We start from the raw sequence: 24,194 nt of genomic DNA, 5'->3' as shown, positions 1-24,194 counted from the left end.
GGAGTCTGCCATCACGGCCGGTTTCGGGCATGCTCCGGGGGTGGGCAGCTGGGAGCAGCCGGGGTACGACGTCCGGCTCGACTGGGGTGCCGAAGGCGTCGCCGCGCTCGGCCGGGAATGCGCGGTGCTGGTCGTCGTCGACGTCCTTTCCTTCAGCACCACGACGGATCTCGTGGTCGGCCGCGGTGGCCGCGTGCTGCCGGTCCGCTGGCGCGACGACCGAGGTGTGGCTCAGGCGCGCGCGGCCGGTGCCGTCATCGCGGGCGAAGGCGCGTTCACGCTCAGGCCGTCTTCTGTGACGGAAATCCCGCCGGGGACACTGCTCGCGCTCCCCTCACCCAATGGCGCGACGCTGTGCGCTGCCGCCGCGGCGACCGGCGCGCGGGTCCTCGCCGGCTGCCTGCGCAACGCCTCCGCCGTCGCCGCGAAGGCATCCGACCTGGGCGGGCCGATCGGGCTCATCGCCGCCGGGGAACGCTGGGGCGTGACCATCTTCGGCGCGGGCGAAGCGTGCGGGCCGCTGCGGCCGTGCGTCGAAGACCAGATGGGCGCCGGCGCGATCGCCGCGGCGCTGGCCGGGCAAGGCTTGTCGTTGTCCCCCGAAGCCGCACTCGCCGCCCGGTCGGTCGACGTCACAGCGCTGGCGGGCTGCGTGTCCGGCCGCGAGCTGACCGAGGCCGGGCATGGCGGCGACGTCACGCTGGCCGCGCGGCTCGACGTGAGCGATGCTGCTCCCGTACTGAGCGAAGGAGTACTGGCATGACCGGCCGCTGGATCGAAGTCGCCGACGGCGTGCACGCGCGCCGCTACGCGGAACTGGACCTGACCGTCGGGCTCGTCGTCGGCGCCGAGCGGTGCCTGGTCGTCGACACCCGCGGCGACGTCGAGCAGGGCGCCGAACTGGCGGCGGCGATCCGGGAGCTGACCCCGCTGCCGTGGTCGGTGGTCTACACGCACGCGCACTTCGACCACGCCTGGGGCACCGAGGCGTTCACGCCCTGCGCGATCTGGGCGCACGAAGGCTGCCGCGCCGAGCTGGCCGAGTCCGGGGAAGCCGACCGGGCCAAGTGGATCGCCTACTACCGCGAACAGAACAAGCCGGACACCGCCGACGCGATCGCGCGCACCACGCTCGTCGCCCCCGACCACCTGTTCACCGACCGGACCGAGCTCGACCTGGGCGGCCGCACGGCCGTCCTGCTGCACCCCGGCCGGGCCCACACCGACCACGACGCCGTCGTGCACGTGCCGGACGCGGGCGTGCTCTTCGCGGGCGACGTCGTCGAGAACGCCGAACACGGCTTCAGCGCGTTCTCCTTCAGCGCCGAGACGGACCTGACCGCTTGGCCGGACACCTTCGACACGCTCCTCGCGCTGGAGCCGCGGGTGATCGTGCCCGGCCACGGCGACCCCGTCGACGCCGACTTCGTCCGCTACCACCGCCACGGCCTGCACGAGCTGATCGCGCTCAAGGCGGCGATGGGGCGCGGCGAGACGACCGAGGCCGCCGCCGTGGCCGCGTCCCGCTACCCCGGCGACGTCACCCTGGCCGCGCTGAACACGCCTTAGTCGAAGTTCAGCTCACCGGAGCGAGTGCGCTTCAGCTCGAAGAAGTCCGGGTAGCTCGACAGCGCGACGGCGCCGTCGAACACCTTCAGCGCGTCTTCGCCGCGCGGGATCGAGCTGAGCACCGGACCGAAGAACGCGACGCCGTCGATGTGGATCGTCGGGGTGCCGACGTCCATGCCGACCGGGTCCATGCCCTCGTGGTGGCTCTTCTTCAGCGCCTCGTCGTACTCGGTGGAGTTCGCGGCGTCGTACAGCTCGGCCGGCGCGCCGATGGCGGCCAGCGCCTCCTTGATCACCGCGTCGCGGTCCTTGTTGCCCTGGTTGTGGTAGCGGGTGCCGAACTCGGTGTAGTAGTCGCGCAGCACCTCTTCGCCCTTGAGCTGCGACAGCGCGACGGCCACGCGCACCGGGCCCCAGCCCTGCGCCAGCAGCTCCTTGTACTTCTCCGACAGCTCGTCCCGGCCCTCGTTCAGCACCGACAGGCTCATGATCCGGAAGTTCAGGTCCAGGTTGCGGTGCTTCTCCACCTCGAGGATCCAGCGCGAGGTGATCCAGGCGAACGGGCAGATCGGGTCGAAGTAGAAGTCGACCTTCGTGGGCTGCTCGGCAGCGGTCATCAGGTTCTCCTGTGCGAAGTCAGGTCCGGTCCGGGGGCGGGCACACCCCTCCACCGCGGGCCAACACCGGAAGACCCGGGCTTGTTCCCCGTCGCCCGGCACCCCGTCCCCATGATTGGATGCGGGGAGTTGAAAACCGATACCAACGACCAGAGGTGCCTGTGCCCGCCCCCAACCTGACCCGCGACCAAGCCAAGCTGCGCGCGGACCTGCTCGACGTCACCGGCTACGACATCGAGCTGGATCTCACCGACGGCCACGGCGGCCCCGGGGAGAAGACCTTCGCGTCGAAGACGACCGTCCGGTTCTCCAGCGCCCGGGCCGGCGAGCGGACGTGGGTCGACCTCATCGCCGATCGCGTGCACTCGGCGACCCTGAACGGCACGGACGTCGACGTCAGCGCCTACGTCGAGGACAAGGGCATCGCGCTGGCGAACCTGGCCGAGGCGAACGAGCTCACCGTGACCGCCGACTGCCGCTACACGAACACCGGCGAGGGCGTGCACCGGTTCGTCGACCCGGTCGACGACAGCGTCTACCTGTACACGCAGTTCGAGACGGCGGACGCCAAGCGGATGTTCGCCTGCTTCGACCAGCCCGACCTCAAGTCGGTCTACCGGCTCACCGTGGTCGCGCCGAAGGACTGGAAGGTCATCTCGAACACGGCGGCGGAGTCCACCGAGGAGACGCCCGAAGGCGCCGTCCGCACGGTGTTCAAGGAGTCCGAGCGGCTCTCGACCTACCTGATCGCGCTGATCGCCGGACCGTACGCCGAGTGGCGCGACGAGTACGCCGACGAGCACAAGACGATCCCGCTGGGCGTCTACTGCCGCGCGTCGCTGGCCGAGCACATGGACGCGGACAAGCTGTTCACCGAGACCAAGCAGGGCTTCGCCTTCTACCACGAGAAGTTCGGCACGCCCTACCCGTTCTCCAAGTACGACCAGCTGTTCGTGCCCGAGTTCAACGCGGGCGCGATGGAGAACGCCGGCGCGGTGACGTTCCTCGAGGACTACGTCTTCCGCAGCCGCGTCACCCGCTACGCCTACGAGCGGCGCGCCGAGACGCTGCTGCACGAGATGGCGCACATGTGGTTCGGCGACCTGGTGACCATGCGCTGGTGGGACGACCTGTGGCTGAACGAGTCGTTCGCGACCTTCGCGAGCGTCCTGGCCCAGGCCGAGGCGACCGAGTACAAGAACGCGTGGACCAGCTTCGCGAACATCGAGAAGTCGTGGGCCTACCGGCAGGACCAGCTGCCCTCGACGCACCCGATCGCGGCCGACATCGTCGACCTGCACGCGGTCGAGGTGAACTTCGACGGCATCACCTACGCCAAGGGCGCGAGCGTGCTCAAGCAGCTCGTCGCCTACGTCGGGCTGGACCACTTCCTCGACGGCCTGAAGGTGTACTTCGGCAAGCACGCCTGGGGCAACGCGACCCTGGCCGACCTGCTGGGCGCGCTGGAGGCGGCGTCCGGGCGCGACCTGTCGTGGTGGAGCGCGCAGTGGCTCGAGACCACCGGGCTCAACTCGCTCAGCCCGCGCTACGAGGTCGGCGCGGACGGGACGTTCACCTCGTTCGCCGTCGTCCAGTCCGGCGCGAAGCCGGGCGCCGGTGAGCTGCGCACGCACCGCGTCGCCGTCGGGATCTACGACGAGGACGGCTCCGGCAAGATCGTCCGGACCCAGCGCGTCGAGCTGGACGTCGACGGCGAGCGCACCGAGGTGCCCGACCTGGTCGGCCGGCCCGCGGGCAAGCTCGTGCTGGTCAACGACGACGACCTGACCTACTGCACGATGCGGCTCGACCCGGCGTCGCTGACGACGCTGATCGACCGCGTCGCCGACATCACCGAGCCGCTGCCGCGGACGCTGTGCTGGTCGGCGGCGTGGGAGATGACCCGCGAGGCCGAGCTGAAGGCCCGCGACTTCGTCACGCTGGTCCAGCGCGGCATCCACACCGAGACCGAGGTCGGCGTCGTCCAGCGGCTGCTGCTGCAGGCCCAGACGGCGCTGAACTCCTACGCCGAGCAGGGCTGGGCGGCGTCGACCGGCTGGCCGGCGTTCACCGGGCGCCTGCTCGAGCTGGTCCGCGGCGCCGAGCCGGGCTCGGATCACCAGCTGGCGTTCGTCAACTCCCTCTCCGGGTCGGTGCTGGACGCGGGTTCCCTGGACGTGCTGGCGGGCTGGCTGGACGGGTCCGCGCCGCTGCCGGGTCTCACGGTCGACACGGACCTGCGCTGGCGCCTGCTGCACGCGCTGGTGGCGCACGGCAAGGCGGACACGGCGGAGATCGACGCCGAGCTGGCCCGCGACGACACGGCCGCGGGCCGTCGCCAGGCGGAGCGCGCCCGCGCGCTGCGCCCGGCGGCGGAGGCCAAGGCCGACGCGTGGCGGCGCGCGGTGTACGACGACGAGCTGCCGAACGCGGTCAGCGACTCGCTCATCTCGGGCTTCTCGCACCCGGGCCAGAAGGCGCTGCTGGGCTCGTACGTGGCGAAGTACTTCGAGGTGATCGACGAGGTGTGGCAGCGGCGCTCGAGCGAGCGCGCGCAGCCGATCGCGATCGGGCTGTACCCGTCGTGGGCGGTGGCCCCGCAGACGGTGACGGCGTCGGACGAGTGGCTGGCCGGCGAGCACTCGCAGGCGTTGCGTCGGCTGGTTTCGGAGGGCCGGGCGGGAATCGTGCGGGCGCTGGCGGCCCGGGACTTCGACGCCCAGGCCTGAGCCCCACCGCCCCCGAAAACGCCCCGCCCTCCCTGGGGGGCGTGCCCTTGTCCAGCGTATCGGGGGCGCCCGACGAAAGGCGGGTTACGGCCACTTCGGCGGCCCGGTTGTCCACATCACGGAGACGCTGTGGACAACCGGCACCGAACGTGAAAGAGCCCCGCACCTCACCGAGGTGCGGGGCTCTTCGTGTCTCGGGTCAGCGGGGCGCGGGGCCTGCCTGGTCGGACAGCATGCGCAGCGCGTTCACCAGGCCGTTGACCAGCCCGCGGACGAGGTCGCCCTCCTTGAAGGACGCCACCATGCTCGCCACCGCCAGCTTGCAGCCGCGGTCGGGGAGGCGAACGTGCGCCGTCGTGCCCGTCACGATCTCGATCAGGCGCTCGCTCGGGGAGACCGCGATCAGGACCGAGTTCGCCGGGTCCGCCGTCGTCGCGTGCAGCTTCTCCGCCGCCGAGCGGCTGTCGTCGCCCAGCTCGCCGAGGTACAGGCTGAAGTCGAGACCCGTCTCGCGGCTCGCGAACGTCAGCGCCTCGTCGAGGCGGGCCAGCTGGCGGGTGCTGAACGGGCTCGTCGGCGCCGCCGGCTCGTACATCTTCGCGGCCGACACGCGGCCGCTGGACGTGAGGCCCTCGCCGTAGCCCAGTTCGGACTCGTCGACCCGCTTCGTCAGCTCACCAGTTGCCACGAGCGCCTCCCGCCGCGGTCGGGGCGCCCTCGGGCGCGCTGTTCTCGGCGCCGGCGTGCCGGTGCCCGGCACCGACCCCTTCGGGGTTGGCGCTCCACCACATGGCCGGGTAGTCCCAGGCCTGGCCGGACCGGTACCGCGCGGCGCCGCCGGACCTGCGCCGGAGCGTCAGCAGTCCGGCGAGGCCGTAGATGGCCAGCGGGATCACGGCGAAGACCAGGATCGTCTCGACGATGTTCACGGCGCTGAGCGTATCGGATGACCTCGGCGGCCACCGCGCGCGCCGCACTCGACCGTTCGTCGTAAGCCGAGTGCCGTCCGCCGCTTGGCTCGCGGCCACTGGAACGTTGGGGCGAAGACCGTCGGGCCGAAAGGTTGCAACTCAACGTACAGGCGGCCGCACCCGCCGCTGTCGCCTTGTCGCAGCCTTGAAATCCTCGTAGCTTTTTCACCTGTACGGGCCTTGCGCCCCGCTCCCCAGCCCCAGCAGGTAACGCACCGGTCCCAGGAGGCCTTGCCATGAACAGCGCCCACACCCCCGCACAGGCGATCACCGAGACCACCTCGTCACCCGCTGAAATCGAATTCGTGCCCGGAACGCGTGTGACGGCGGGCACAAGGGTTACGCGGGGTACACGCGTCACTCGCGGTACTCGCGTGACGGCCGGAACCCGCGTGACCATGGGCACCCGGGTGACGGCCGGGACGCGCGTCACCCGCGGTACACGAGTCACCAGGGGCACCCGGGTCACGATGGGCACGCGGGTCACGGCGGGCACGCGCGTCACCTGCGGGACCCGCGTCACGCGCGTCACCTGCGGGACCCGCGTCACGCGAGGCACCCGCGTGACCCGCGGCACGCGCGTCACCATGGGGACCCGCGTCACCTGCCAGAGCGACTACGCGCTCGCTGCCTGAACCTCCCCAGGGCCGCACGCACTACCTGAACACGCGCAAGCACCCGGCTCGCCCCGGCCGCCGCACAGGCAGCCGGGGCGCCGGCATGTCCGGGGCTCCGCAGTCAGGCCGGACGTCAGGCGGCGGAGCCCAGATACGGCCGCCAGAGCGGATCGGCCTCCTTGGAGTGCGCCAGCAGCCGCCAGTGCGGGCCGTGGGGCGCCCGCGGGACGACCCGCAGCCGCCAGCCGATCTCCGAGAGCAGCCGGTCCGCCTTGCGGTGGTTGCACTTGGCGCAGCAGGCGACGCAGTTCGTCCAGGCGTGTGGTCCGCCCCGGCTGCGCGGGATGACGTGGTCGATCGTCTCGGCCCGCCCCCCGCAGTAGGCGCAGCGGTACCGGTCGCGGTGCATCAGCCCGGCGCGGGTGAGCGGCACCTGCGCCCGGTACGGCACGCGCACGTACGTGCTGAGCCGGATCACCGAGGGCACGGGCAGCGACACCTTGGCCGAATGCAGCTCGATGCCGCCGGGATCGCCGTGCACCACTTCGGCCTTGCCACACATCACGAGCACGACCGCGCGCCGCAGCGGCAACGCGGTCAGCGGCTCGAAGGTGGCGTTGAGCAGGAGCACCCGGCGCCGGCCCCAGGCCGGGGCGGCCGGATCCCGGCCTCTACTACGCTGTCCGGGCGGGCGGGTAACTCCCCCTGGGCGGTTCCCCGGCCCGGCCGGGACGGCTCCGCCGGATGCGGAACCCCCCGGATAGGCGCGCAGGACCACCTCTGGCGTCTCGGCGGCCATGGCTTGGCCGGAGACGCCGCGGGGGCTGGGTTGTCGGTCTGGCACTCGACCACCTCCAGGGGCGTAGGCATAGTCGACCACAGAACAGGCCCCCAGCGCACGTGTGTTACAAGACGTGTCACATCCGCGCGACCCAACATCCACTTACAGTTGGGCTCACCGACCTGATCGGAAGGATGATCGAACTCCCGTGTTCCCCCTGCTCTCCGCCGACCCACCCTGCACCACCGACCCCAGCACCTTCTGCTACACGGTGTTCCAGGCGACGCACAACGCGTGGCTGGCGGGCTCGGCGAACTGGCTGCTGACCAAGCCGCTGAAGATCCTGATGATCATCGTGATCGCGTTCGTCGTGCGGCTGCTCGTGCGGCGGCTGATCAACCGGGTCACGACGCTCCCCCGAGGCAGCGGAAAGCTCCCTGCCTTGCTGCGTCCCCTGCGTGAGCGCGCCCCCGAGGTGCTCGGTTCCGCCGTGATCGAACGGCGCCGCCAGCGCGCGCAGACCATCGGCTCGGTGCTGAAGTCGATGGCGACGTTCCTGATCTACGGTCTCGCGTTCATCCTCGTGCTGGGCGAACTGGGCATCAACCTCGGCCCGATCATCGCCTCGGCCGGCATCATCGGCGTCGCGATCGGGTTCGGCGCGCAGAACCTCGTCAAGGACTTCCTGTCCGGCATCTTCATGATGGTCGAGGACCAGTACGGCGTCGGCGACGTCGTGGACGTCGGCGCGGCTTCCGGCACCGTCGAGTCGGTCGGCCTGCGGATCACCACGCTGCGCGACCTCAAGGGCACGGTCTGGTACGTCCGCAACGGCGAGATCCTGCGCGTCGGCAACTCGAGCCAGGGCTTCGCGGTCGCGGTCGTCGACGTCCCGCTCGGCTACACGGCCGACGTCGAGCGCGCGACCACGGTGCTCGGCGAGGCCGCCTCCACGGCGACCGAGAGCGACCTGCTGAAGGACAACGTCCTCGAGCCGCCGGAGATGCTCGGGGTGGAAAGCGTCACCCCGGAGGGCCTGGAGCTGCGCCTGACCGTGAAGGTCCGGCCGGGCAAGCAGTGGGCCGTCCAGCGAGCCCTGCGCGCCCAGCTGCTGGCGGCACTGGAAGAAGCCGGCTTCGACCCCCCGCTCGGCCGGCTGTTCCCGAACTCGGCCCCGGCCATCGAGAAGTAGCGAACCCCGCGGCCGGGTCGTGAGCTGCCTCACGACCCGGCCCCGGTGGTTACGCTGGGAAACGGGTTCGCGACCTTCCGGCGAGGGGCGGGACCGGGCGTCGGGAACCCGAACCCGGAGGGCAAAATGGAAGGCGTGTCTGCAGTGAGCGAACCGGCGAACCTCTACGAAGCGGTGGGCGGCGAACCCACGTTCCGCCGGATCGTCGGGCGGTTCTACGAGGAAGTCGCGCGCGACGAGATCCTGCGCCCGCTCTACCCCGAGGAGGACCTCGGCCCGGCCGAGGAGCGGTTCCGGCTGTTCCTCATGCAGTACTGGGGCGGCCCGCACACCTACTCCGACCGGCGCGGGCACCCGCGGCTGCGGATGCGGCACGCGCCGTTCAAGATCGGGCCGATCGAACGCGACGCCTGGCTGCGCTGCATCCGGATCGCGGTCGACGAGGAGAACCTCGAGGAGCCCTACCGCGGGCAGCTCTGGGCCTACCTGGAGATGGCCGCGCACAGCATGATGAACAGCTTCGTATGAGACGGGAAGCCTGGTGGCAGGACGCCGTCTTCTACCAGGTCTACGTACGCTCGTTCGCCGATTCGGACGGTGACGGCGTCGGGGACCTGGAGGGCATCCACTCCCGGCTCGGTTACCTGGAGCTGCTGGGCGTCGACGCGCTGTGGCTGACGCCGTTCTACCGGTCCCCGATGGCCGACCACGGCTACGACATCGCCGACCCGCGTGACGTCGACCCGATGTTCGGCACCCTCGGCGACTTCGACGTGCTGCTGACCGAGGCGCACAAGCGCAACATCAAGGTCACCGTGGACGTGGTCCCCAACCACACCAGCAACCAGCACGCCTGGTTCAAGTCCGCGATGGCGGCCGAGCCGGGCAGCCCCGAGCGCGAGCGCTACGTCTTCCGCGACGGCGTCGGCCCCCAGGGCGAGGACCCGCCGAACAACTGGGTCAGCGCGTTCGGCGGCCCGGCGTGGACCCGGGTGCCGGACGGCCAGTGGTACCTGCACCTGTTCGCGCCGCAGCAACCGGACCTGAACTGGGCCAACCCGGAGGTCGCCGCCGACCTGGAACGCACCCTGCGCTTCTGGCTCGAACGCGGCGTCGACGGCTTCCGCATCGACGTCGCGCACGGCATGGCCAAGCCGCCCGGCCTGCCGGACATGGACCCGCGCGCCGACCCGCTCGGGCCGAGCCACTACTACGACCCGCGCTGGGACTACGACGGCGTCCACGAGATCCACCAGATGATCCGCAAGGTGCTCGACGAGTTCCCGGAAGCGATGGCCGTCGGCGAGATCTGGGTGACCGACGAGGAGCGCCTGTCGCGGTACCTGCGGCCCGACGAGCTGCACCTCGCGTTCAACTTCCGCCTGGTCCTGACCCACTTCGACGCGGACGCGATGCGCACGGCCATCGAGCGGTCCCTGACGGTGCCGGCGAAGGTCGGCGCGCCCGCGACCTGGACGCTGGGCAACCACGACGTCTGGCGCCAGGTCAGCCGCTACGGCGGGGGCGCCGCGGGTGTGCGGCGCGCGCGGGCGATGGCGCTGGTCGAGCTGGCCCTGCCCGGCGCGGTCTACCTGTACAACGGCGAAGAGCTGGGCCTGGCGAACGTGGACATCCCGGTTTCGGAGATGGCCGATCCGCGCGCCAAGACGAGCGGGGCGGAGTTCGGCCGGGACGTCTCACGGGTTCCGCTGCCGTGGGAGGGCGACCTGCCGCCGTTCGGGTTTTCGCGCAACCCGCGGACGTGGCTGCCGATGCCGGGCGAATGGGCCGGACTGACCGTCGAGAAGCAGATCGAGGACGCGGACTCGACGCTTTCGCTGTACCGGCAGGCGATCGAGCTGCGGAAGACGCATTCGGCGTTCGACGGCGACGAGCTGGAGTGGTACGGCGCCCCGGCAGGCTGCTTCGCGTTCCGCCGCAAGGGCGGCGGGCTGGTGTGCGCGCTGAACACGTCCGCGTCGCCGATCGCGCTGCCGCCGGGTGAGGTGCTGCTGAGCAGCAGCCCGCTGGTGGACGGGAAGCTGCCGGCGGACTCGGCCGCCTGGCTGGTCTGACACGGCTTCCCGGCGGTGTCCTGAATGACTCATTCAGGGCTGGTGAGGTCCTGAACGAGTCATTCAGGACGCGTCGCCCGAGCCCGAGCCGTCGTCGAAGGCGCCACTCGCCAGCCAGGCCACCAGGGCCGCGGCCTGGAGGTAGGGCGCAGCTTGGGCGGCCGCCCGGCCCGCCGCTCGCGTGCGGCCCCACCTCTCAGGACGCTCGGCGCGCCCCGGCGCCTGCTCCCCGGGCGGACGCTCGCGGCGCCATGGCGTCTCTTCCGCGCGGACTTCGTCGAGGAAGTCCGCCGTCCGGTCGTCTTCCGGGGGCACGGCTCCAGCGTGCCACCGAAAACCGGCGCACGCCCGCGACGCAAGAACTCCGTAATCAGAACAGCAGCGGCAGCAGCGCGTGCCGGCGCCGCACGATCGCGCCGTAGCGAGCGTCCAGGCGCAGCCACGAGTCCGTCGCCGACACGCGGACGACGTCCTCGGCCAGGTCCGCATCCACGAAACCCATGCCGGACATCGCGAACAGGCAGCGCATCTGGACCTTGACCTCGACCGCTTCGCCGGACACGGTCAGCACCGCCTGGTCCATCAGCGACGACGGCGGGGTGCCGTGCGGACCGGCGTTGTCCCTGGCCAGCGTCACGCCGCGGTCGGCAAGCTCCGCGACGACCCGCGCCGGCAGCTCGTCGACCAGCGGCCAGCGGCCGGACGGGGGCAGTTCGCCGTGCCACAGCAGGTCGCGGGCCGGGCCCGGGTCCATCCGCGGGCCGCCCGCCACGGTCAGCGCCGCCAGCAGCTCGTTGCCGGACACCGTGACGTCGCCGGGGGTGACGTCACCCGCCACCGCGCGCGTCGCGAAGCACTCGAACGGCGTCGCCGTCCAGGCCTCGACGACGCCGTCGCCGCGCTGCCGCAACCGGACGGCCGTCTGGCCGTCCAGCCGGACCGCGCGGGCGACGAACGCGCCGAGGGTCTCGCGGTCCGCCGCGTCCGGTACGAACAACTCAGGCATCCGCGAACCCCTGCTTCAGAAACTCCGACTCGGCCGGGCTGAGCCTACGCGGCCGCAACGCGACCGTGTCGTACGGCGCCAGCACCGTCTCGGCGGTGACCGCCACGGGATCGGACTCGGCCGGCCCCGTGCGGACGCGGTAGGCCAGCGTGAAGCTCGCCGCGCGCAGCTCCGTCAGGTCGATGTCGACGCGCAGCTCCTGCCCGGACACCACGATCGGCGCCTTGTAGGCCACCTCCAGCTTGACCACGACGATGCCCTTCGGCAGCTGGTCGAGCCCCGCCTCGACGGCGCCCTTGAACAGCAGCGGGATCCGCGCCTCTTCGAGCAGCGTCACCATCTTCGCGTGGTTGATGTGGCCGTAGACGTCCATGTCCGTCCAGCGCGGGCGGACGTGCGCAACGTAGGTCACCGAACCGTGCTCCGGATCTGGCGGGCCGCCACCGAAAGCGTCGCGAGGTCGAGCCGGCCGGACTTGGTGATCTCGTCCAGCGCGACGCGCGCCCGCTGCAGCCGCGACGCGTTCGTCTTCTCCCACTGGGCGATCTTGGCGTCCCCGGACGAGCCGGGATCGCTGTGCCGCAACGCGTCCAGCGTGATCGCGCGCAGCGAACTGTAGACGTCGTCGCGCAGCGAAAGCCGGGCGAGCGCGTGCCAGCGGTTGCCGCGTTCCAGCGCGCTGATCTCGGTCAGCATCTTGTCGATGCCCAGGTGATCCGACAGCGCGTAGTACAGCTCCGCGGTCTCGGCCGGGCTGTGCGTGGCGTCCACGCCGATCTGCTGCTCGGCCAGCTCGGCCACCTCGGTGACGTCGAGCAGGCCGTAGGTGTGCAGCAGCAGCGAGACGCGGCGGGCCAGCCCCTCGGGCACGTTCGCGGCGATCAGCTCCTCCACGTGCTTCTGCACCGACTCCGCCTCGCGGCCGCGCAGCAGGTCGCCGATCTTCGGCACCAGCTCGCCGAGCACCCGGCCGAAGCGCTTGATCTCCGACAGCGGCGCCAGCGGCTGCGGCCGGTTGGTGAGGAACCAGCGCGCGGCCCGGTCGAGCAGCCGCCGCGTCTCCAGCACCATCGCGTCGGCGACGTCGGTGTGCACGACGTTGTCCAGCGCGTCGATCTCCGCCCACAGGGCCGGCAGGTCGAACACCCGCGTCACGACGGCGTACGCGCGCACCGCGTCGGTCGCCGTGGCGCTCATCTCCTCCATCAGCCGGTAGACGAAGGAGATGCCGCCGCCGTCGACGACCTCGTTGGCGATCATCGTGGTGATGATCTGGCGCTTCAGCGGGTGCTCGCCGATCGCGTCGGTGAACCGCTCGCGCAGCGGCTTCGGGAAGTACTCCGACAGCCGGCCGGCGAACACCTTCGAGTCGGGCAGGTCGCTGGCCAGCAGCTCGTCCTTCAGCTCCAGCTTGACGTGCGCGAGCAGGGTCGCCAGCTCCGGCGACGTGAGGCCCTTGCCCGCCTTCTCCAGCTCGCGGAACTCCGAGTTGCTCGGCAGTGCTTCGAGCTTGCGGTCGAACGCACCCGCGGACACCAGTGCCTGGACCTGGCGGGCGTGCACCGACACCATCGGCGCGGCGTGCGCCCGGCTGACGCCGAGGACGGCGTTCTGCCGGTAGTTGTCCTTGAGCACCAGCGCGCCGACCTCGTCGGTCATCTCCTCCAGCAGCTCGTTGCGCTGCTCGCGCTCCAGCTTGCCGGTCTGGACGAGGTGGTCGAGCAGGATCTTGATGTTGACCTCGTGGTCGGAGCAGTCGACGCCGGCCGAGTTGTCCAGCGCGTCGGTGTTGATCTTGCCGCCGCCCCGGGCGAACTCGATCCGGCCCAGCTGCGTGAGGCCGAGGTTGCCGCCTTCGCCGAACACCTTGACGCGCAGCTGCTTGCCGTCGACGCGGATGGCGTCGTTGGCCTTGTCGCCGGCGGCCGCGTGGGTTTCGGTCTCCGCCTTGACGTACGTGCCGATGCCGCCGTTCCAGAGCAGCTCGACCGGCGCCAGCAGGATCGCCTGGATCAGGTCCATCGGCGCCAGCGCGGTGACGCCCTCGTCGAGGCCGAGGGCCGCGCGCACCTGCGGGCTGATCGGGATCGACTTCGCCGTGCGCGGGTAGATCCCGCCGCCTTCGCTGATCAGCGAGCGGTCGTAGTCGTCCCACGAGCTGCGCGGGAGGTCGAACAGCCGGCGGCGCTCGGCGAACGTCGACGGCGCGTCCGGGTTCGGGTCGAGGAACACGTGCATGTGGTTGAACGCGGCGACCAGGCGGATGTGCTCGGACAGCAGCATGCCGTTGCCGAAGACGTCGCCCATCATGTCGCCGATGCCGACGACGGTGAAGTCCTCGGTCTGGGTGTCCTTGCCCAGCTCGCGGAAGTGCCGCTTGACGCTCTCCCAGGCGCCCTTGGCCGTGATGCCCATGGCCTTGTGGTCGTAACCGACCGAACCGCCGGAGGCGAACGCGTCGCCGAGCCAGAAGCCGTACCGCGCGGACATCTCGTTGGCGATGTCGGAGAACTTCGCGGTGCCCTTGTCGGCCGCGACGACCAGGTAGGAGTCGTCGGCGTCGTGCCGGACGACGCCCGGCGCGGGCACGGTCTTGCCCTCGATCCGGTTGTCGGTCAGGTCGAGCAGCCCGGAGATGAACATGCGGTAGCAGGCGATGCCCTCGTTGAGCAGGGCCTCGCGGTCGATGCTGGCGTCGCCGGTCGGGGCCGGCGGCGTCTTCACGACGAAACCGCCCTTCGCGCCGACCGGCACGATCACCGCGTTCTTCACCGCCTGCGCCTTGACCAGGCCGAGGATCTCGGTGCGGAAGTCCTCGCGCCGGTCGGACCAGCGCAGGCCACCGCGCGCGACCTCGCCGAAGCGCAGGTGCACGCCTTCGACGCGCGGCGAGTACACGAAGATCTCGAACCGCGGCCGCGGCTCGGGCAGGTCCGGCACGCCGGCCGGGTCGAGCTTGATCGCCAGGTAGGTCCGCGGCTTCCCGTCGGCGTCCGTCACGTGGTAGTTCGTCCGCAGCGTGGCCCGGATGACGGCCATCAGCCGGCGCAGGATCCGGTCCTCGTCGAGGCTGGTGACCTCGTCGATCATCGCGCTCAGCTCACCGGCGAGCGCCTCGGTGGCGGCCTCGCGGTCGGCGTCGCCCAGCTGCGGGTCGAACCGGGCCTCGAACAGCCGCAGCAGCTTCGTCGCGACCTGGGTGTGGTTCAGCAGCGTGTTCTGGATGTAGTCCTGGGAGAACGCGCTGCCGGCCTGGCGCAGGTACCGCGAGTACGCGCGCAGCACGGCCGCCTGGCGCCAGGTCAGCCCGGCGCGCAGGACCAGGCCGTTGAGCCCGTCGACCTCGGCGTCCCCGCGCCAGGCGGCTTCGAAGGCGTCCTGGAACCGGCCGCGCAGCTGCTCGACCGCGTGGTCGTCGGACTCGTCGAGCATCTTCTGCGCGACGCGCAGGCCGAAGTCGTAGATCCAGCAGGCGCCGCCGTCTTCGCGGTGCAGCTCGTACGGCCGTTCGTCGACCACCTCGACGCCCATGGCCTGCAGCACCGGCAGCACCTTCGAGAGGGTGACGCCTTCGCCGCGCAGGTACAGCTTGAAGCGCCGCTCGCCCGGCTCGGCGTCGGCCGGCCGGTAGAACGACAGCGCGAGGTCGCCTTCGTCGGTCAGCGAGTCGAGCGACCGGAGGTCGGCCAGCGCCTCCTCGGCGGAGAAGTCCTCCTTGTAGCCCTCCGGGAAGATGCTCGCGTACCGCTGGCCCTGCTCGGTCGCCGACTCCTCGCCGAGCACGCCGACGGCCACGCCGCCGTCCGAGCGCTCACGGCGTTCGTCGAGGACCGCCTCGACCATCCGGTCGTCCCAGCTGCGGACGGCGTCGTTCAGCCGGTCCTGGATCTTCGCCGTGTCCGGCTCCAGCCGGCGCGCGGGATCGGTGTGCACCATGAAGTGCACCTGGGCCAGGACGGTCTCGCCGATCCGCGCGCTGTACTCGAGCTGGGTGCCTTCGAGCTCTTCGAGCAGGACTTCCTGCATCGCCAGCCGCGACCGCGTCGTGTAGCGGTCCTGCGGGAGGTAGACGAGGCAGGAGTAGAAGCGGCCGTACGGGTCGCGGCGCAGGAACAGCCGCAGCCGGCGGCGGTCGGACAGCGTGATCGCGCCGGTCGTCGTCGAGTACAGCGAGTCGGTGTCGGCGGAGAACAGGTCGGCGCGCGGCCAGTTCTGCAGCACCTCGAGCATCCGCTGGCCGGAGAACGACTCCATCGGGAACCCGGCGCGGTGGATGACCTCGCGGACCCGGTTGCAGACCACCGGGATGTCGAGGACGTTCTCGTGCAGCGCGGTGGTGGTGAACATGCCGAGGAAGCGGTGCTCGCCGGTGACGTTGCCTTCGCCGTCGAAGGTCTTCACACCGACGTAGTACGGGTAGACCGGGCGATGCACGGTCGACGGCGCGCTCGCCTGGGTCAGCACCAGCAGCGTCGGCGAGAGCGCGGACGCGGCGGTGTCCGGGCCCGCGGTGAGACCGCGGGCGGCCAGGCTGTCCTGGCGCAGCACGCCGAGCCCGGAGGCCAGCACCGCGCGCAACGCGGGCTCGTCCGAGTCCGGGTGCGGGTTGTCGATCAGCTCGTAGCGGCGGTAGCCGAGGAAGGTGAAGTGCCCGTCGGCCAGCCAGCGCAGCAGGCGGGCGCCCTCGGCGACCTCGGCCTGCGGCAGGTGCGGCGGCTCGGTTTCCAGTTCGCTCGCGAGCTGGCAGGCCGTCTGGGCCATCTTCTCGGCGTCCTCGACGACCTCGCGGACGTCCCCCAGGACGCTGGAGAGGCGGTTGTCGAGCTCGCGGGCGCGGTTCGGGTCGGTGACGAAGTCGATCTCGATGTACATCCACGACTCGGCGGCCGAGTTCGCGGGCGGGTCGGCCGGGTCGGCGTCCGGGTGGACTTCCTGGAGCTCGCCGGTCAGGTCGCGGCTGACGACGACGATCGGGTGGACGATCCGCTGCACCTGCACGCCGTCCCGGGCGAACTCCGCGGCGATCGAGTCGACGAGGTACGGCATGTCGTCGGTGACGACCTGCACGACGGTGGCTTCGCGCGCCCAGCCGTCTTCGGCGACGGTCGGGTTCAGCAGCCGCACGGCCGGGCGGCCGGGCATCCGCGACTTCGCGAGCTGCAGGTGCGAGCGCACCGCGCCGACCAGGTTGACGGGCTCGTCGCCGACGATCTCTTCGGCGGGGATGTGCCGGTAGTAGAGCCGGATGAGCTCACCGATCTCCGGCGCCAGTCCGGCGGCGGCGTCGATCAGGTCGTCCCTGATCTGCTCCGGGCTGGCCGCGGAGGGCCGACCGAATTCGGGTTCGGTTTCGGCTCCGGTTCCGGGTGGGGACGAGACTCCGGTCGAGCTCATGTGAAACAACACTCCAGTATGCGAGAGGTGGCACCGCGCCGGTTCGGCGTTGAACTCCGGCCACCCCACACTAATGCGCCGCGGTCGGGGATCACATGAAGACCCAGGGGTTCCCCAGCGTCGAAAAACCCCTCCGGGCCAGCGGATTCGCATGATCGGTCAAGCTACTGACGGGTTCGGTTTCCGAGGTCTGCGCGGCGTTGACCAGCCCGGCTCCGCAGACGTTACGGCCGGTGAAGCCAACATGATCGGTTCAGCAGAGCCAGGCACACGCCGTTCGCCGAAGGGTGTCGGCCGGTCGGCGACGTCGAGGTGCGACGGATCCCACTCTCGTCACGGGCCGGACAGGTCGGCGACGAATAGGGGTGTCTCGCCGACGCGGGCAGTCGCGGAGGCGAGCCGGGTGGGGCGAATCCGGCGATTCGGCGACGAGCCGGGGTAGTCGGGCGCCGGGGTTCGCGCGGCTCAGCCCGACTCAGCGCGGCTCGCGGCGGCGCAGCGCCGCTCGGCCCGGCGCAGCCTGGCCCAACTCAGCGCGGCCCACCGCTCAGCGCGGCCGCCGCTCCACGGCAAAGCCCGACTCAGCGGAGCCCGCCGCGGCGCGGCGCTGCTCGCCCAGGCGCTGTTCGGCCGGCGCGGCGCGTCCCAGAGCGGCGCGGCCCGGCGCGGCGCCAGCTTGGTGCGGCTCGAAAGTTCGCCGACTCGAACCGCTTGGGGAACTCGGCCCCCCGGGGGGGGGGGGGTGGTTCCGGCGATGCGTCTTGAACGAGTCCTTCAAGACACCAGCTGTCCCAGCGGGAAGCCGCAGCCGTGCGGCGGGCCGTCAGTCGCCTGAGCCGTGGCGGCGGGAGTCCGAGACCTCGGCGCCGTGGCCGTTGCGGCCGTGGCCGTTGCGGCGGCCCGTGTCCTGAGACCCCAGCTGCTTGACCAGCGCGGCCGCGCTCGCCGTGCCTGCCTGGTGCTCGGCCAGCGCGCGGGCCAGCAGGTCCGCTAGGCCCGCGTCCGGTGGGGGCTCGTCCTCCGCGATGGCGCGCGCGTAGCTCTCCGGGAACGGGGCCGTCGCGGGCGTCCAGTGGCCGAAGTCCTCCATCGGCTCCAGCGACGGTGGCATCCGCAGCCGCGGCAGCCAGGGCTCGGCTTCGTCGCGGTAGTCGGGCACCGAAGGTGGCTCGTCCTCCGGCCGCGGCGGCGGGGCCAGCTCGGGCTCGGGACGCACCTCGGCGCGCGGGCTCTCCGCGTCCTCCGCCCGGCGACGGCCGCCGCCCGCTCCGCCCGACGACGAGATCCCCAGCCGGTCCAGCACCGACCGGGCGGCTTCCGAGCCGTGCTCGGCGTCGTGCCGGGTCGACGGCTGCGGTTCGTGCCGCACCTCCGGCTCCCACGACTCCCGCTCGGCGGCGGGCTCCGGCGCGAGCGGCAACGCGGGCGTGATGCGCGTCGGCGCGGACTCGCGTTCGGCGGCGGTCTCCCGCAGCCGCGACTCGGCGAGCGCCGCCCACGAGAACTTGGGCTTCTCGCTTTCCGCCGGCGCCGGTGGCTCGGAAACGGCAGCCCGGACCTCGGCCGGTTCGCCGTGGGTTTCGGTGCGGACTTCGATCGGCTCGGCGGGGAACTCCGGCGCGCGCCGTCGTCCGGACGGCTGCGCGTCGGCCGGTTCCGGCGCGGCCGCCGGAACCGGCTGCGCCTGGCGGGGCGACTCACGCCGCCACGGCGGGTCGACGGACGCCGACCGCACCTCGATCGGCTCCGGCGCACGCCGACGTGCCGGCTCGACCGGAATCGACTTCACCTCGATCGGCTCCGGCTCCCATCGGCGTGCCGGCTCCACGGGAACCGACTTCGCCTCGATCGGCTCCGGCTCCCATCGGCGTGCCGGCTCCACGGGAACCGACTTCGCCTCGCTGGGCTCCGGCTCCCGCCGCCGTACCGGCTCGGCCGGAACCGACTTCACCTCGATCGGCTCCGCCTGGACCTCGGGCGCCCGCCGCCGGCCCGGCGGCTGCGCCTCGGCCGGCTCGGGCCGCCGCCGCTCCACGACGACCGGCTCGGGACGCACGAGGGGCTCGTCCCGCACCGCGGGGATCACCGACGTCTCGGCCGCGTCGGCGGTCACCCGCGGCCGTTCGAACGACCACGCCGGCGCCGGCTGCCGAGGCTCGGACTTCGGCGGTTCCTCGCGTCCGAACGACCAGGCCGGCGCAGGCGAGTCCACCGGCTCGGCAGGCGCGGCCGCGGCCACCGGGACCGGCCGCGACGGCACGGCCTTCAACACCTCGTCCAGGTCGACCGACGCCGGCTCCCCCGTGCCGAACTCGCCGGCCAGCACGCTGCACGCCTGCCGCCGGGCCCGCGCGTGGAGCTGCTCGGCCGCCCGCGAGCGGTACAGGCACGCGATGGCCTCCTCGGCATGCCCGAACCGCTCCTCCAGCTGCGCCAGCTCCAGCCACAACCGCGCGGTGACCGCGGACAGCCCGTGCCGGTCGGTGCTCGCGACGGCTTCGCGGACCAGCTCGGTCGCCGCCTCGCCGGCGCCCGCGGGCAGGTGGATGCGCGTCGCGACGGCCAGCCGCAGCCAGCCCATCGGCGCGACGCCCGCCGCCCGCACCGGCTCGGCCAGGATCGGTTCGGCGATCTCGTACGCCATTTCGGCGTCGCCGCGGTCGAGCAACGTGCTCACCAGCAGCAGCACCAGCCGGATCCGGACGAGCCCGCCGTCGTCGGCCGGGTTGTCGAGCTTCTCCAGGAAACCCAGGCCGGTCCGGGCGGCGTCGGCCGCCGCGGTCAGATCTCCGTGCCGGCGGCGGTGCGCGGCCGTGCCGACGCGCAGCAGCGCCCGCACCAGCAGCTGGGTGTCGGCGCCCAGTGACTCGTCGCCGAGGACGAGCTTGTCCGCCTCGACGAGCACCCGGTCCAGTTCCGCCTTCCGCCCCAGCAAGCCGAGGCAGCCGACCAGGTGGGTCAGCGCGGCGGCGCGGTGCACCGGCGAGACGACCGGGTCGGTGAGGACGGGCCGCAATGCGGCGAGCCCGGTCAGCGGCACGCCCAGGCTGCGGGCGCACACGGCGAGATCGATGCGCAGCCGGGCGGCGATGTCGCCGTAGCCGGCGTGCTCGGCCGCGCGCAGGGCCGCGACCGCCCGGGCCACCGTGGCCGGCCGGTCGCCGAGCCGGACGCGCGCGGACACGACCAGGCTCTCGGCCCGGATCCACTGCTCGTCCGCCCCGGCCGCTTCCGAAAGCGCGGCCGCGCGCTCCCCGAGGACCAGCGCGAGTTCGGGCGCGCGCAGGTGCAGCGCGTCCGCTCGCTCGATGAGCCGTCCGACCGCGGAGAGGGTTCCCCCGGCATTGCCGGAGCGCCCGCTCTCGGTGCGCGAGAGCGGGCCCGTCCGGTGCTGCTTGCTGGCTTCCACGGGGAAACCCGCCCCCTCAGTCGCGGGTCAGCTTGCGGTGGGTGACACGGTGCGGGCGGGCGGCCTCGGCGCCCATCCGCTCCACCTTGTTCTTCTCGTACCCTTCGAAGTTGCCCTCGAACCAGAACCACTGCGAGGGGTTCTCGTCGGTGCCTTCCCAGGCCAGGATGTGCGTCGCGACCCGGTCGAGGAACCACCGGTCGTGGGAGATCACGACGGCGCAGCCGGGGAACTGCTCCAGCGCGTTCTCCAGCGAGCCCAGCGTCTCGACGTCCAGGTCGTTCGTCGGCTCGTCGAGCAGGATCAGGTTCCCGCCCTGCTTGAGCGTCAGCGCCAGGTTGAGCCGGTTGCGCTCACCGCCGGAGAGCACACCCGCCGGCTTCTGCTGGTCCGGGCCCTTGAAGCCGAACGCGCTGACGTACGCGCGCGACGGCATTTCGGTCTGGCCGACGTGGATGTAGTCCAGCTCGTCGGAGACGACCTGCCACACGGTCTTCTTCGGGTCGATCCCGCCGCGGTTCTGGTCCACATAGGACAGCTTGACCGTCTCGCCGATCTTGACCACGCCGTCGTCCGGCTCCTCGAGCCCGACGATGGTCTTGAACAGCGTCGTCTTGCCGACACCGTTCGGGCCGATGACGCCGACGATGCCGTTGCGCGGCAGGTCGAACGACAGGCCGTCGATGAGGACGCGGTCGTCGAAGCCCTTCTTGAGCTTCTCGACCTCGACCACGACGTTGCCCAGCCGCGGGCCCGGCGGGATCTGGATCTCTTCGAAGTCGAGCTTGCGGTGCTTGTCCGCCTCCGCGGCCATCTCCTCGTAGCGGTCGAGGCGCGACCGGGACTTCGTCTGGCGGGCCTTGGCGTTGGACCGCACCCACTCGAGCTCGCTCTTCAGGCGCTTCGCGAGCTTCATGTCCTTCTTGCCCTGGACCTCGAGGCGCTCGCGCTTCTTCTCCAGGTACGTCGAGTAGTTGCCCTCGTAGCCGACGACGCGGCCGCGGTCGATCTCCATGATCCACTCGGCGACGTTGTCGAGGAAGTACCGGTCGTGGGTGACGGCGAGGACGGCGCCGGCGTAGCGGGAGAGGAACTGCTCCAGCCACAGGACACTCTCGGCGTCCAGGTGGTTGGTGGGCTCGTCGAGCAGCAGCAGGTCCGGCGCGGACAGCAGCAGCTTGCACAGCGCGACGCGGCGGCGCTCACCACCGGACAGGTGCGAGACGCCCTCCTCGGCCGGCGGGCAGCGCAGCGCGTCCATGGCCTGCTCGACGGTCGAGTCGAGCTCCCAGGCGTCGGCGTGGTCCAGCTCCTCCTGGAGCTGGCCCATCTCCTCCATCAGGGCGTCGCTGTAGTCGGTCGCCATCAGCTCGGCGATCTCGTTGTAGCGGTCCAGCTTGGTCTTGATCTCGCCGAGGCCCTCTTCCACGTTCCCGCGGACGGTCTTCTCCTCGTTGAGCTCCGGCTCCTGCATGAGGATGCCGACGCTCGCGCCCGGCTGGAGGAACGCTTCGCCGTTGCTGGCCTGCTCGATCCCCGCCATGATCTTGAGAACGGTGGACTTACCGGCACCGTTCGGCCCCACCACGCCGATCTTGGCGCCGGGGTAGAACGCGGTGCTGACGTCGTCGAGGATGACCTTGTCCCCGACGGTCTTGCGCACCTTCTTCATGGTGTAGATGAACTCGGCCATACGCACGATCGTAGAGCGCACCTGATCGCGGCCTGACGCCGGTCACCGTCGGACTACCGAATGTCAGCCCGGGATCACCGGAAGCGCTGTTTCCGGGCGTCCGACGAGACCTCAACCTCAACTGGAACCCGAGGGTCGCTTGCCCTCGGCGAGGTTCTTCAGCATCGCGTTGTAGGCGTTCAGCTCCTCGTCGCCCGTCGCCGCTTCGCGCCGGTCACGCCGCTTCGCCTCGCGCTCGTCCTGGCGCGACCACTGCACCAGCAGCGCGATCAGCACCAGCAGCACCGGCAGCTCGCCCGACGCCCACGCGATGCCGCCGCCGAGCCGCTGGTCGGTGAGCAGGTCCGCCACCCACGGCAGGTGCAGCTGGCTGTAGAACGCCTGCCCGATCACGGTCTGCTTGCTCATCAGGATCACGCCGAAGAAGGCGTGGAACGGCATGGCGGCGAACATCATGCCGAGCCGGCCGAGGTACGGGATCCGCCGCGGCGCCGGGTCGACGCCGATCACCGGCCAGTAGAAGACGTACCCGGCGAGCAGGAAGTGCGCGTTCATCGCCAGGTGCGCCCAGTGGTAGTTCAGCGCGTTGTCGAACAGGCCGGAGAAGTACAGCGCGTAGAACGAGCCGACGAACAGCAGCAGCGCGACCACCGGATGGGTCAGGAACCGCGACACCGGCGAGTGCACCGCCGCGACGATCCACTCGCGCGGCCCCGGTGGGGTGTCCTGGCCGGCGGCCGGCAGGGCGCGCAGCGCGAGCGTCACCGGTCCGCCGAGCACGAACAGCACCGGCGCCACCATCGACAGCAGCATGTGGCTGCCCATGTGCACGCTGAACATCGCCGGCGAGTAGCGGCCGATCCCCGACGACGTCGCGATCAGCAGCACGACGCAGCCGACGATCCAGGCGGCCGTGCGGCCGGCCGGCCAGGTGTCGCCGCGGCGCAGCAGCCGCTGCACGCCGGCGAGGTACAGGCCGCCGAGGACGAGCGCGAGCGTCCCGTACACGAGGTCGAAGCGGGTGTCGAAGAGCAGCCGCCACACCGTCGGCGCGCCGTCGAGGTTGTAGCCGATGAGCAGCTCGGTGGTGGACGGCTGGGTGATCGCGTCCGCCGGTGGCGGCGTCCTGGCCAGTCCGGACGCGATCCCGATCGTGACGAACATGATCAGGATCTCGACCGCCGCCAGGCGCAGCAGCTGCGCGCCGCCCCTGCCGTCGACGAGGTCCTTGACGCCCTTTTGCCGCTGCTGGTGGCCGAAGACGCCGAGCAGCAGCAGGGCGACCGTCTTGGCGACGACCAGGAGGCCGTAGTCGGTGGTGAAGAGGTCGTTCAGCTCGATCCGCACCAGCGCGTTGATCACGCCGGAGATCGCCATCACGATCCAGCACACCAGCGCGAGCCGCGAGAACCGCTGCGCCGCCAGGCTCAGGTGGTTCCCGCGCCGGTAGCCCAGCGCCAGCACCGCGATCAGGCCGCCGACCCAGAGGGACGCGGCGACGAGGTGGAACAGGAGGCTGTTGGTGGCGACGTCGTGCGAGCCGCCGCTCGCGGAGTGCCCGGTGACCGCGACCGGGACCAGGCCGCCGACGGCCAGGAAGAACAGCACCGCCGTCCAGCCCCACGAGAGCGCGAGCCGGCAGCCGAGTGCGACGAGCACGGCGATCAGGGCGGTCCACAACCAGGCCTTCGGCTGCTCGATGGCGCCGACGAGGTCGAGCAGCGTCTGCGGATCCAGGACGTCGCCGAACGGCTTCCCGGCGGTGTCGGCGGCGGTGAAGGCGACCGACAGCAGCGCCGCGGCGAACCACACCCAGGCGGCGATCCCGGCCGCGCGCAGGGCACCGTAGCCCTCGGGGCCGAGCGTGCCGGACTTCTGCGGCGGCACCAGGAACGCGGCCAGCAGCAGCGACCCGACGCAGATCACCGACGCGGCCTCCGACAGCACGCGCATGACCGTGATGCCGTACTTGGTCACCAGGCCCGGATCCGGCAGGCCGGCGATGACGTAGCCGGCCCCGCCGGTGAGCGCGATCAGCCCGATCGCGACGACGGCGGCCAGCAGCACGCCGACCGCGAGCAGGGGCAGCACACTGGCCCGGCGCTGGGTGGGGACGTCGGATTTCGTCGCGGACACGCCAC

General features: G+C 71.6%; 18 protein-coding genes. 7 read left to right on the top strand and 11 right to left on the bottom strand.

The annotated features are described in order from the left end of the window. Positions 1–40 precede the first annotated feature (40 nt). Both OG738_RS23540 and OG738_RS23535 read left to right on the top strand, forming a co-directional pair. Positions 41–763 (top strand): 2-phosphosulfolactate phosphatase, encoded by a 723-nt coding sequence (locus OG738_RS23540; RefSeq protein WP_329044130.1) that lies wholly within the window; start codon positions 41–43, stop codon positions 761–763. Next, on the top strand, positions 760–1,569 hold the full coding sequence (locus tag OG738_RS23535) for an MBL fold metallo-hydrolase (protein ID WP_329044128.1): 810 nt from the start codon (positions 760–762) through the stop codon (positions 1,567–1,569). Before OG738_RS23540 ends, OG738_RS23535 begins: the two co-directional genes overlap by 4 nt. On the opposite strand, the gene OG738_RS23530 is transcribed toward OG738_RS23535, so the two are convergent. After that, positions 1,566–2,186, bottom strand: a complete 621-nt coding sequence (locus OG738_RS23530) for a mycothiol-dependent nitroreductase Rv2466c family protein (protein WP_329044126.1) — start codon at positions 2,184–2,186, stop codon at positions 1,566–1,568. The two genes, OG738_RS23535 and OG738_RS23530, sit on opposite strands and share 4 nt — an antisense overlap. Positions 2,187–2,347: 161 nt before the next feature. Here OG738_RS23530 and pepN point away from each other — a divergent pair, with 161 nt between their 5' ends. Beyond that, positions 2,348–4,915: an aminopeptidase N gene (gene pepN, locus OG738_RS23525; RefSeq protein WP_329056807.1), complete on the top strand. Its 2,568-nt coding sequence runs from the start codon at positions 2,348–2,350 to the stop codon at positions 4,913–4,915. A gap of 199 nt (positions 4,916–5,114) precedes the next feature. Here the strand turns inward: pepN and OG738_RS23520 are convergent, their stop codons facing one another. Together OG738_RS23520 and ctaJ are read right to left on the bottom strand one after the other, a co-directional pair. Next, a complete protein-coding gene (locus OG738_RS23520; protein ID WP_329044124.1) occupies positions 5,115–5,603 on the bottom strand; it encodes a DUF5130 family protein in 489 nt (162 codons plus the stop codon). Beyond that, a complete protein-coding gene (gene ctaJ, locus OG738_RS23515) occupies positions 5,590–5,844 on the bottom strand; it encodes an aa3-type cytochrome oxidase subunit CtaJ (protein ID WP_329044123.1) in 255 nt (84 codons plus the stop codon). The genes OG738_RS23520 and ctaJ overlap by 14 nt, the downstream gene beginning before the upstream one ends. A 416-nt stretch (positions 5,845–6,260) precedes the next feature. Between ctaJ and OG738_RS23510 the strand changes: the two genes are divergently transcribed. After that, complete coding sequence (locus tag OG738_RS23510) at positions 6,261–6,521, top strand: hypothetical protein (protein WP_329044122.1); 261 nt, start codon at positions 6,261–6,263, stop codon at positions 6,519–6,521. Positions 6,522–6,636: 115 nt separating this feature from the next. Here the strand turns inward: OG738_RS23510 and OG738_RS23505 are convergent, their stop codons facing one another. Further along, the gene (locus OG738_RS23505; protein ID WP_329044121.1) at positions 6,637–7,134 is read right to left on the bottom strand and encodes an HNH endonuclease; all 498 of its coding nucleotides are present in this window, start codon (positions 7,132–7,134) and stop codon (positions 6,637–6,639) included. A 358-nt stretch (positions 7,135–7,492) separates the two neighbouring features. On the opposite strand from OG738_RS23505, the gene OG738_RS23500 reads away from it, so the two are divergent. From OG738_RS23500 to OG738_RS23490, 3 genes are all read left to right on the top strand, one after another. Continuing rightward, entirely contained in the window at positions 7,493–8,476 is a 984-nt protein-coding gene (locus tag OG738_RS23500; protein WP_329044119.1) for a mechanosensitive ion channel family protein, read from the top strand. A gap of 144 nt (positions 8,477–8,620) precedes the next feature. Further along, positions 8,621–9,004, top strand: a complete 384-nt coding sequence (locus OG738_RS23495; RefSeq protein ID WP_086862933.1) for a globin — start codon at positions 8,621–8,623, stop codon at positions 9,002–9,004. Then, positions 9,001–10,551, top strand: a complete 1,551-nt coding sequence (locus OG738_RS23490; protein ID WP_329044118.1) for a glycoside hydrolase family 13 protein — start codon at positions 9,001–9,003, stop codon at positions 10,549–10,551. The genes OG738_RS23495 and OG738_RS23490 overlap by 4 nt, the downstream gene beginning before the upstream one ends. A 63-nt stretch (positions 10,552–10,614) precedes the next feature. Here OG738_RS23490 and OG738_RS23485 read toward each other — a convergent pair whose 3' ends face one another. The 7 genes from OG738_RS23485 to OG738_RS23455 all read right to left on the bottom strand — a co-directional run bounded on the left by OG738_RS23485 (position 10,615) and on the right by OG738_RS23455 (position 24,189). Further along, complete coding sequence (locus tag OG738_RS23485) at positions 10,615–10,866, bottom strand: hypothetical protein (RefSeq protein WP_329044117.1); 252 nt, start codon at positions 10,864–10,866, stop codon at positions 10,615–10,617. Between the two features lie 55 nt (positions 10,867–10,921). After that, positions 10,922–11,557 (bottom strand): hypothetical protein, encoded by a 636-nt coding sequence (locus tag OG738_RS23480; protein WP_329044116.1) that lies wholly within the window; start codon positions 11,555–11,557, stop codon positions 10,922–10,924. Further along, the gene (locus tag OG738_RS23475; protein ID WP_329044114.1) at positions 11,550–11,969 is read right to left on the bottom strand and encodes an acyl-CoA thioesterase; all 420 of its coding nucleotides are present in this window, start codon (positions 11,967–11,969) and stop codon (positions 11,550–11,552) included. The genes OG738_RS23480 and OG738_RS23475 overlap by 8 nt, the downstream gene beginning before the upstream one ends. Continuing rightward, a complete protein-coding gene (locus OG738_RS23470) occupies positions 11,966–16,951 on the bottom strand; it encodes an NAD-glutamate dehydrogenase (protein WP_329044113.1) in 4,986 nt (1,661 codons plus the stop codon). Before OG738_RS23470 ends, OG738_RS23475 begins: the two co-directional genes overlap by 4 nt. 823 nt (positions 16,952–17,774) lie before the next feature. Continuing rightward, positions 17,775–20,360, bottom strand: coding sequence for a hypothetical protein (locus tag OG738_RS23465; RefSeq protein ID WP_329044112.1), 2,586 nt, complete (start codon positions 20,358–20,360; stop codon positions 17,775–17,777). A 16-nt stretch (positions 20,361–20,376) separates the two neighbouring features. Then, a complete protein-coding gene (ettA, locus tag OG738_RS23460) occupies positions 20,377–22,053 on the bottom strand; it encodes an energy-dependent translational throttle protein EttA (RefSeq protein ID WP_329044111.1) in 1,677 nt (558 codons plus the stop codon). Between the two features lie 117 nt (positions 22,054–22,170). Further along, positions 22,171–24,189: a cytochrome c oxidase assembly protein gene (locus OG738_RS23455; RefSeq protein ID WP_329044110.1), complete on the bottom strand. Its 2,019-nt coding sequence runs from the start codon at positions 24,187–24,189 to the stop codon at positions 22,171–22,173. Positions 24,190–24,194 lie beyond the last annotated feature (5 nt).

The sequence above is a fragment of the Amycolatopsis sp. NBC_01488 genome (genome assembly GCF_036227105.1).
Lineage (GTDB): Bacteria > Actinomycetota > Actinomycetes > Mycobacteriales > Pseudonocardiaceae > Amycolatopsis.
This window is presented reverse-complemented; position numbering and strand designations above follow the sequence as displayed.

Coding starts and splice junctions, on each gene's coding strand:
- ettA (WP_329044111.1), bottom strand. CDS start 22,053: ATGGCCGAGTTCATCTACACCATGAAGAAGGTGCGCAAGACCGTCGGG.
- OG738_RS23530 (WP_329044126.1), bottom strand. CDS start 2,186: ATGACCGCTGCCGAGCAGCCCACGAAGGTCGACTTCTACTTCGACCCG.
- OG738_RS23480 (WP_329044116.1), bottom strand. CDS start 11,557: ATGCCTGAGTTGTTCGTACCGGACGCGGCGGACCGCGAGACCCTCGGC.
- OG738_RS23470 (WP_329044113.1), bottom strand. CDS start 16,951: ATGAGCTCGACCGGAGTCTCGTCCCCACCCGGAACCGGAGCCGAAACC.
- OG738_RS23490 (WP_329044118.1), top strand. CDS start 9,001: ATGAGACGGGAAGCCTGGTGGCAGGACGCCGTCTTCTACCAGGTCTAC.
- OG738_RS23535 (WP_329044128.1), top strand. CDS start 760: ATGACCGGCCGCTGGATCGAAGTCGCCGACGGCGTGCACGCGCGCCGC.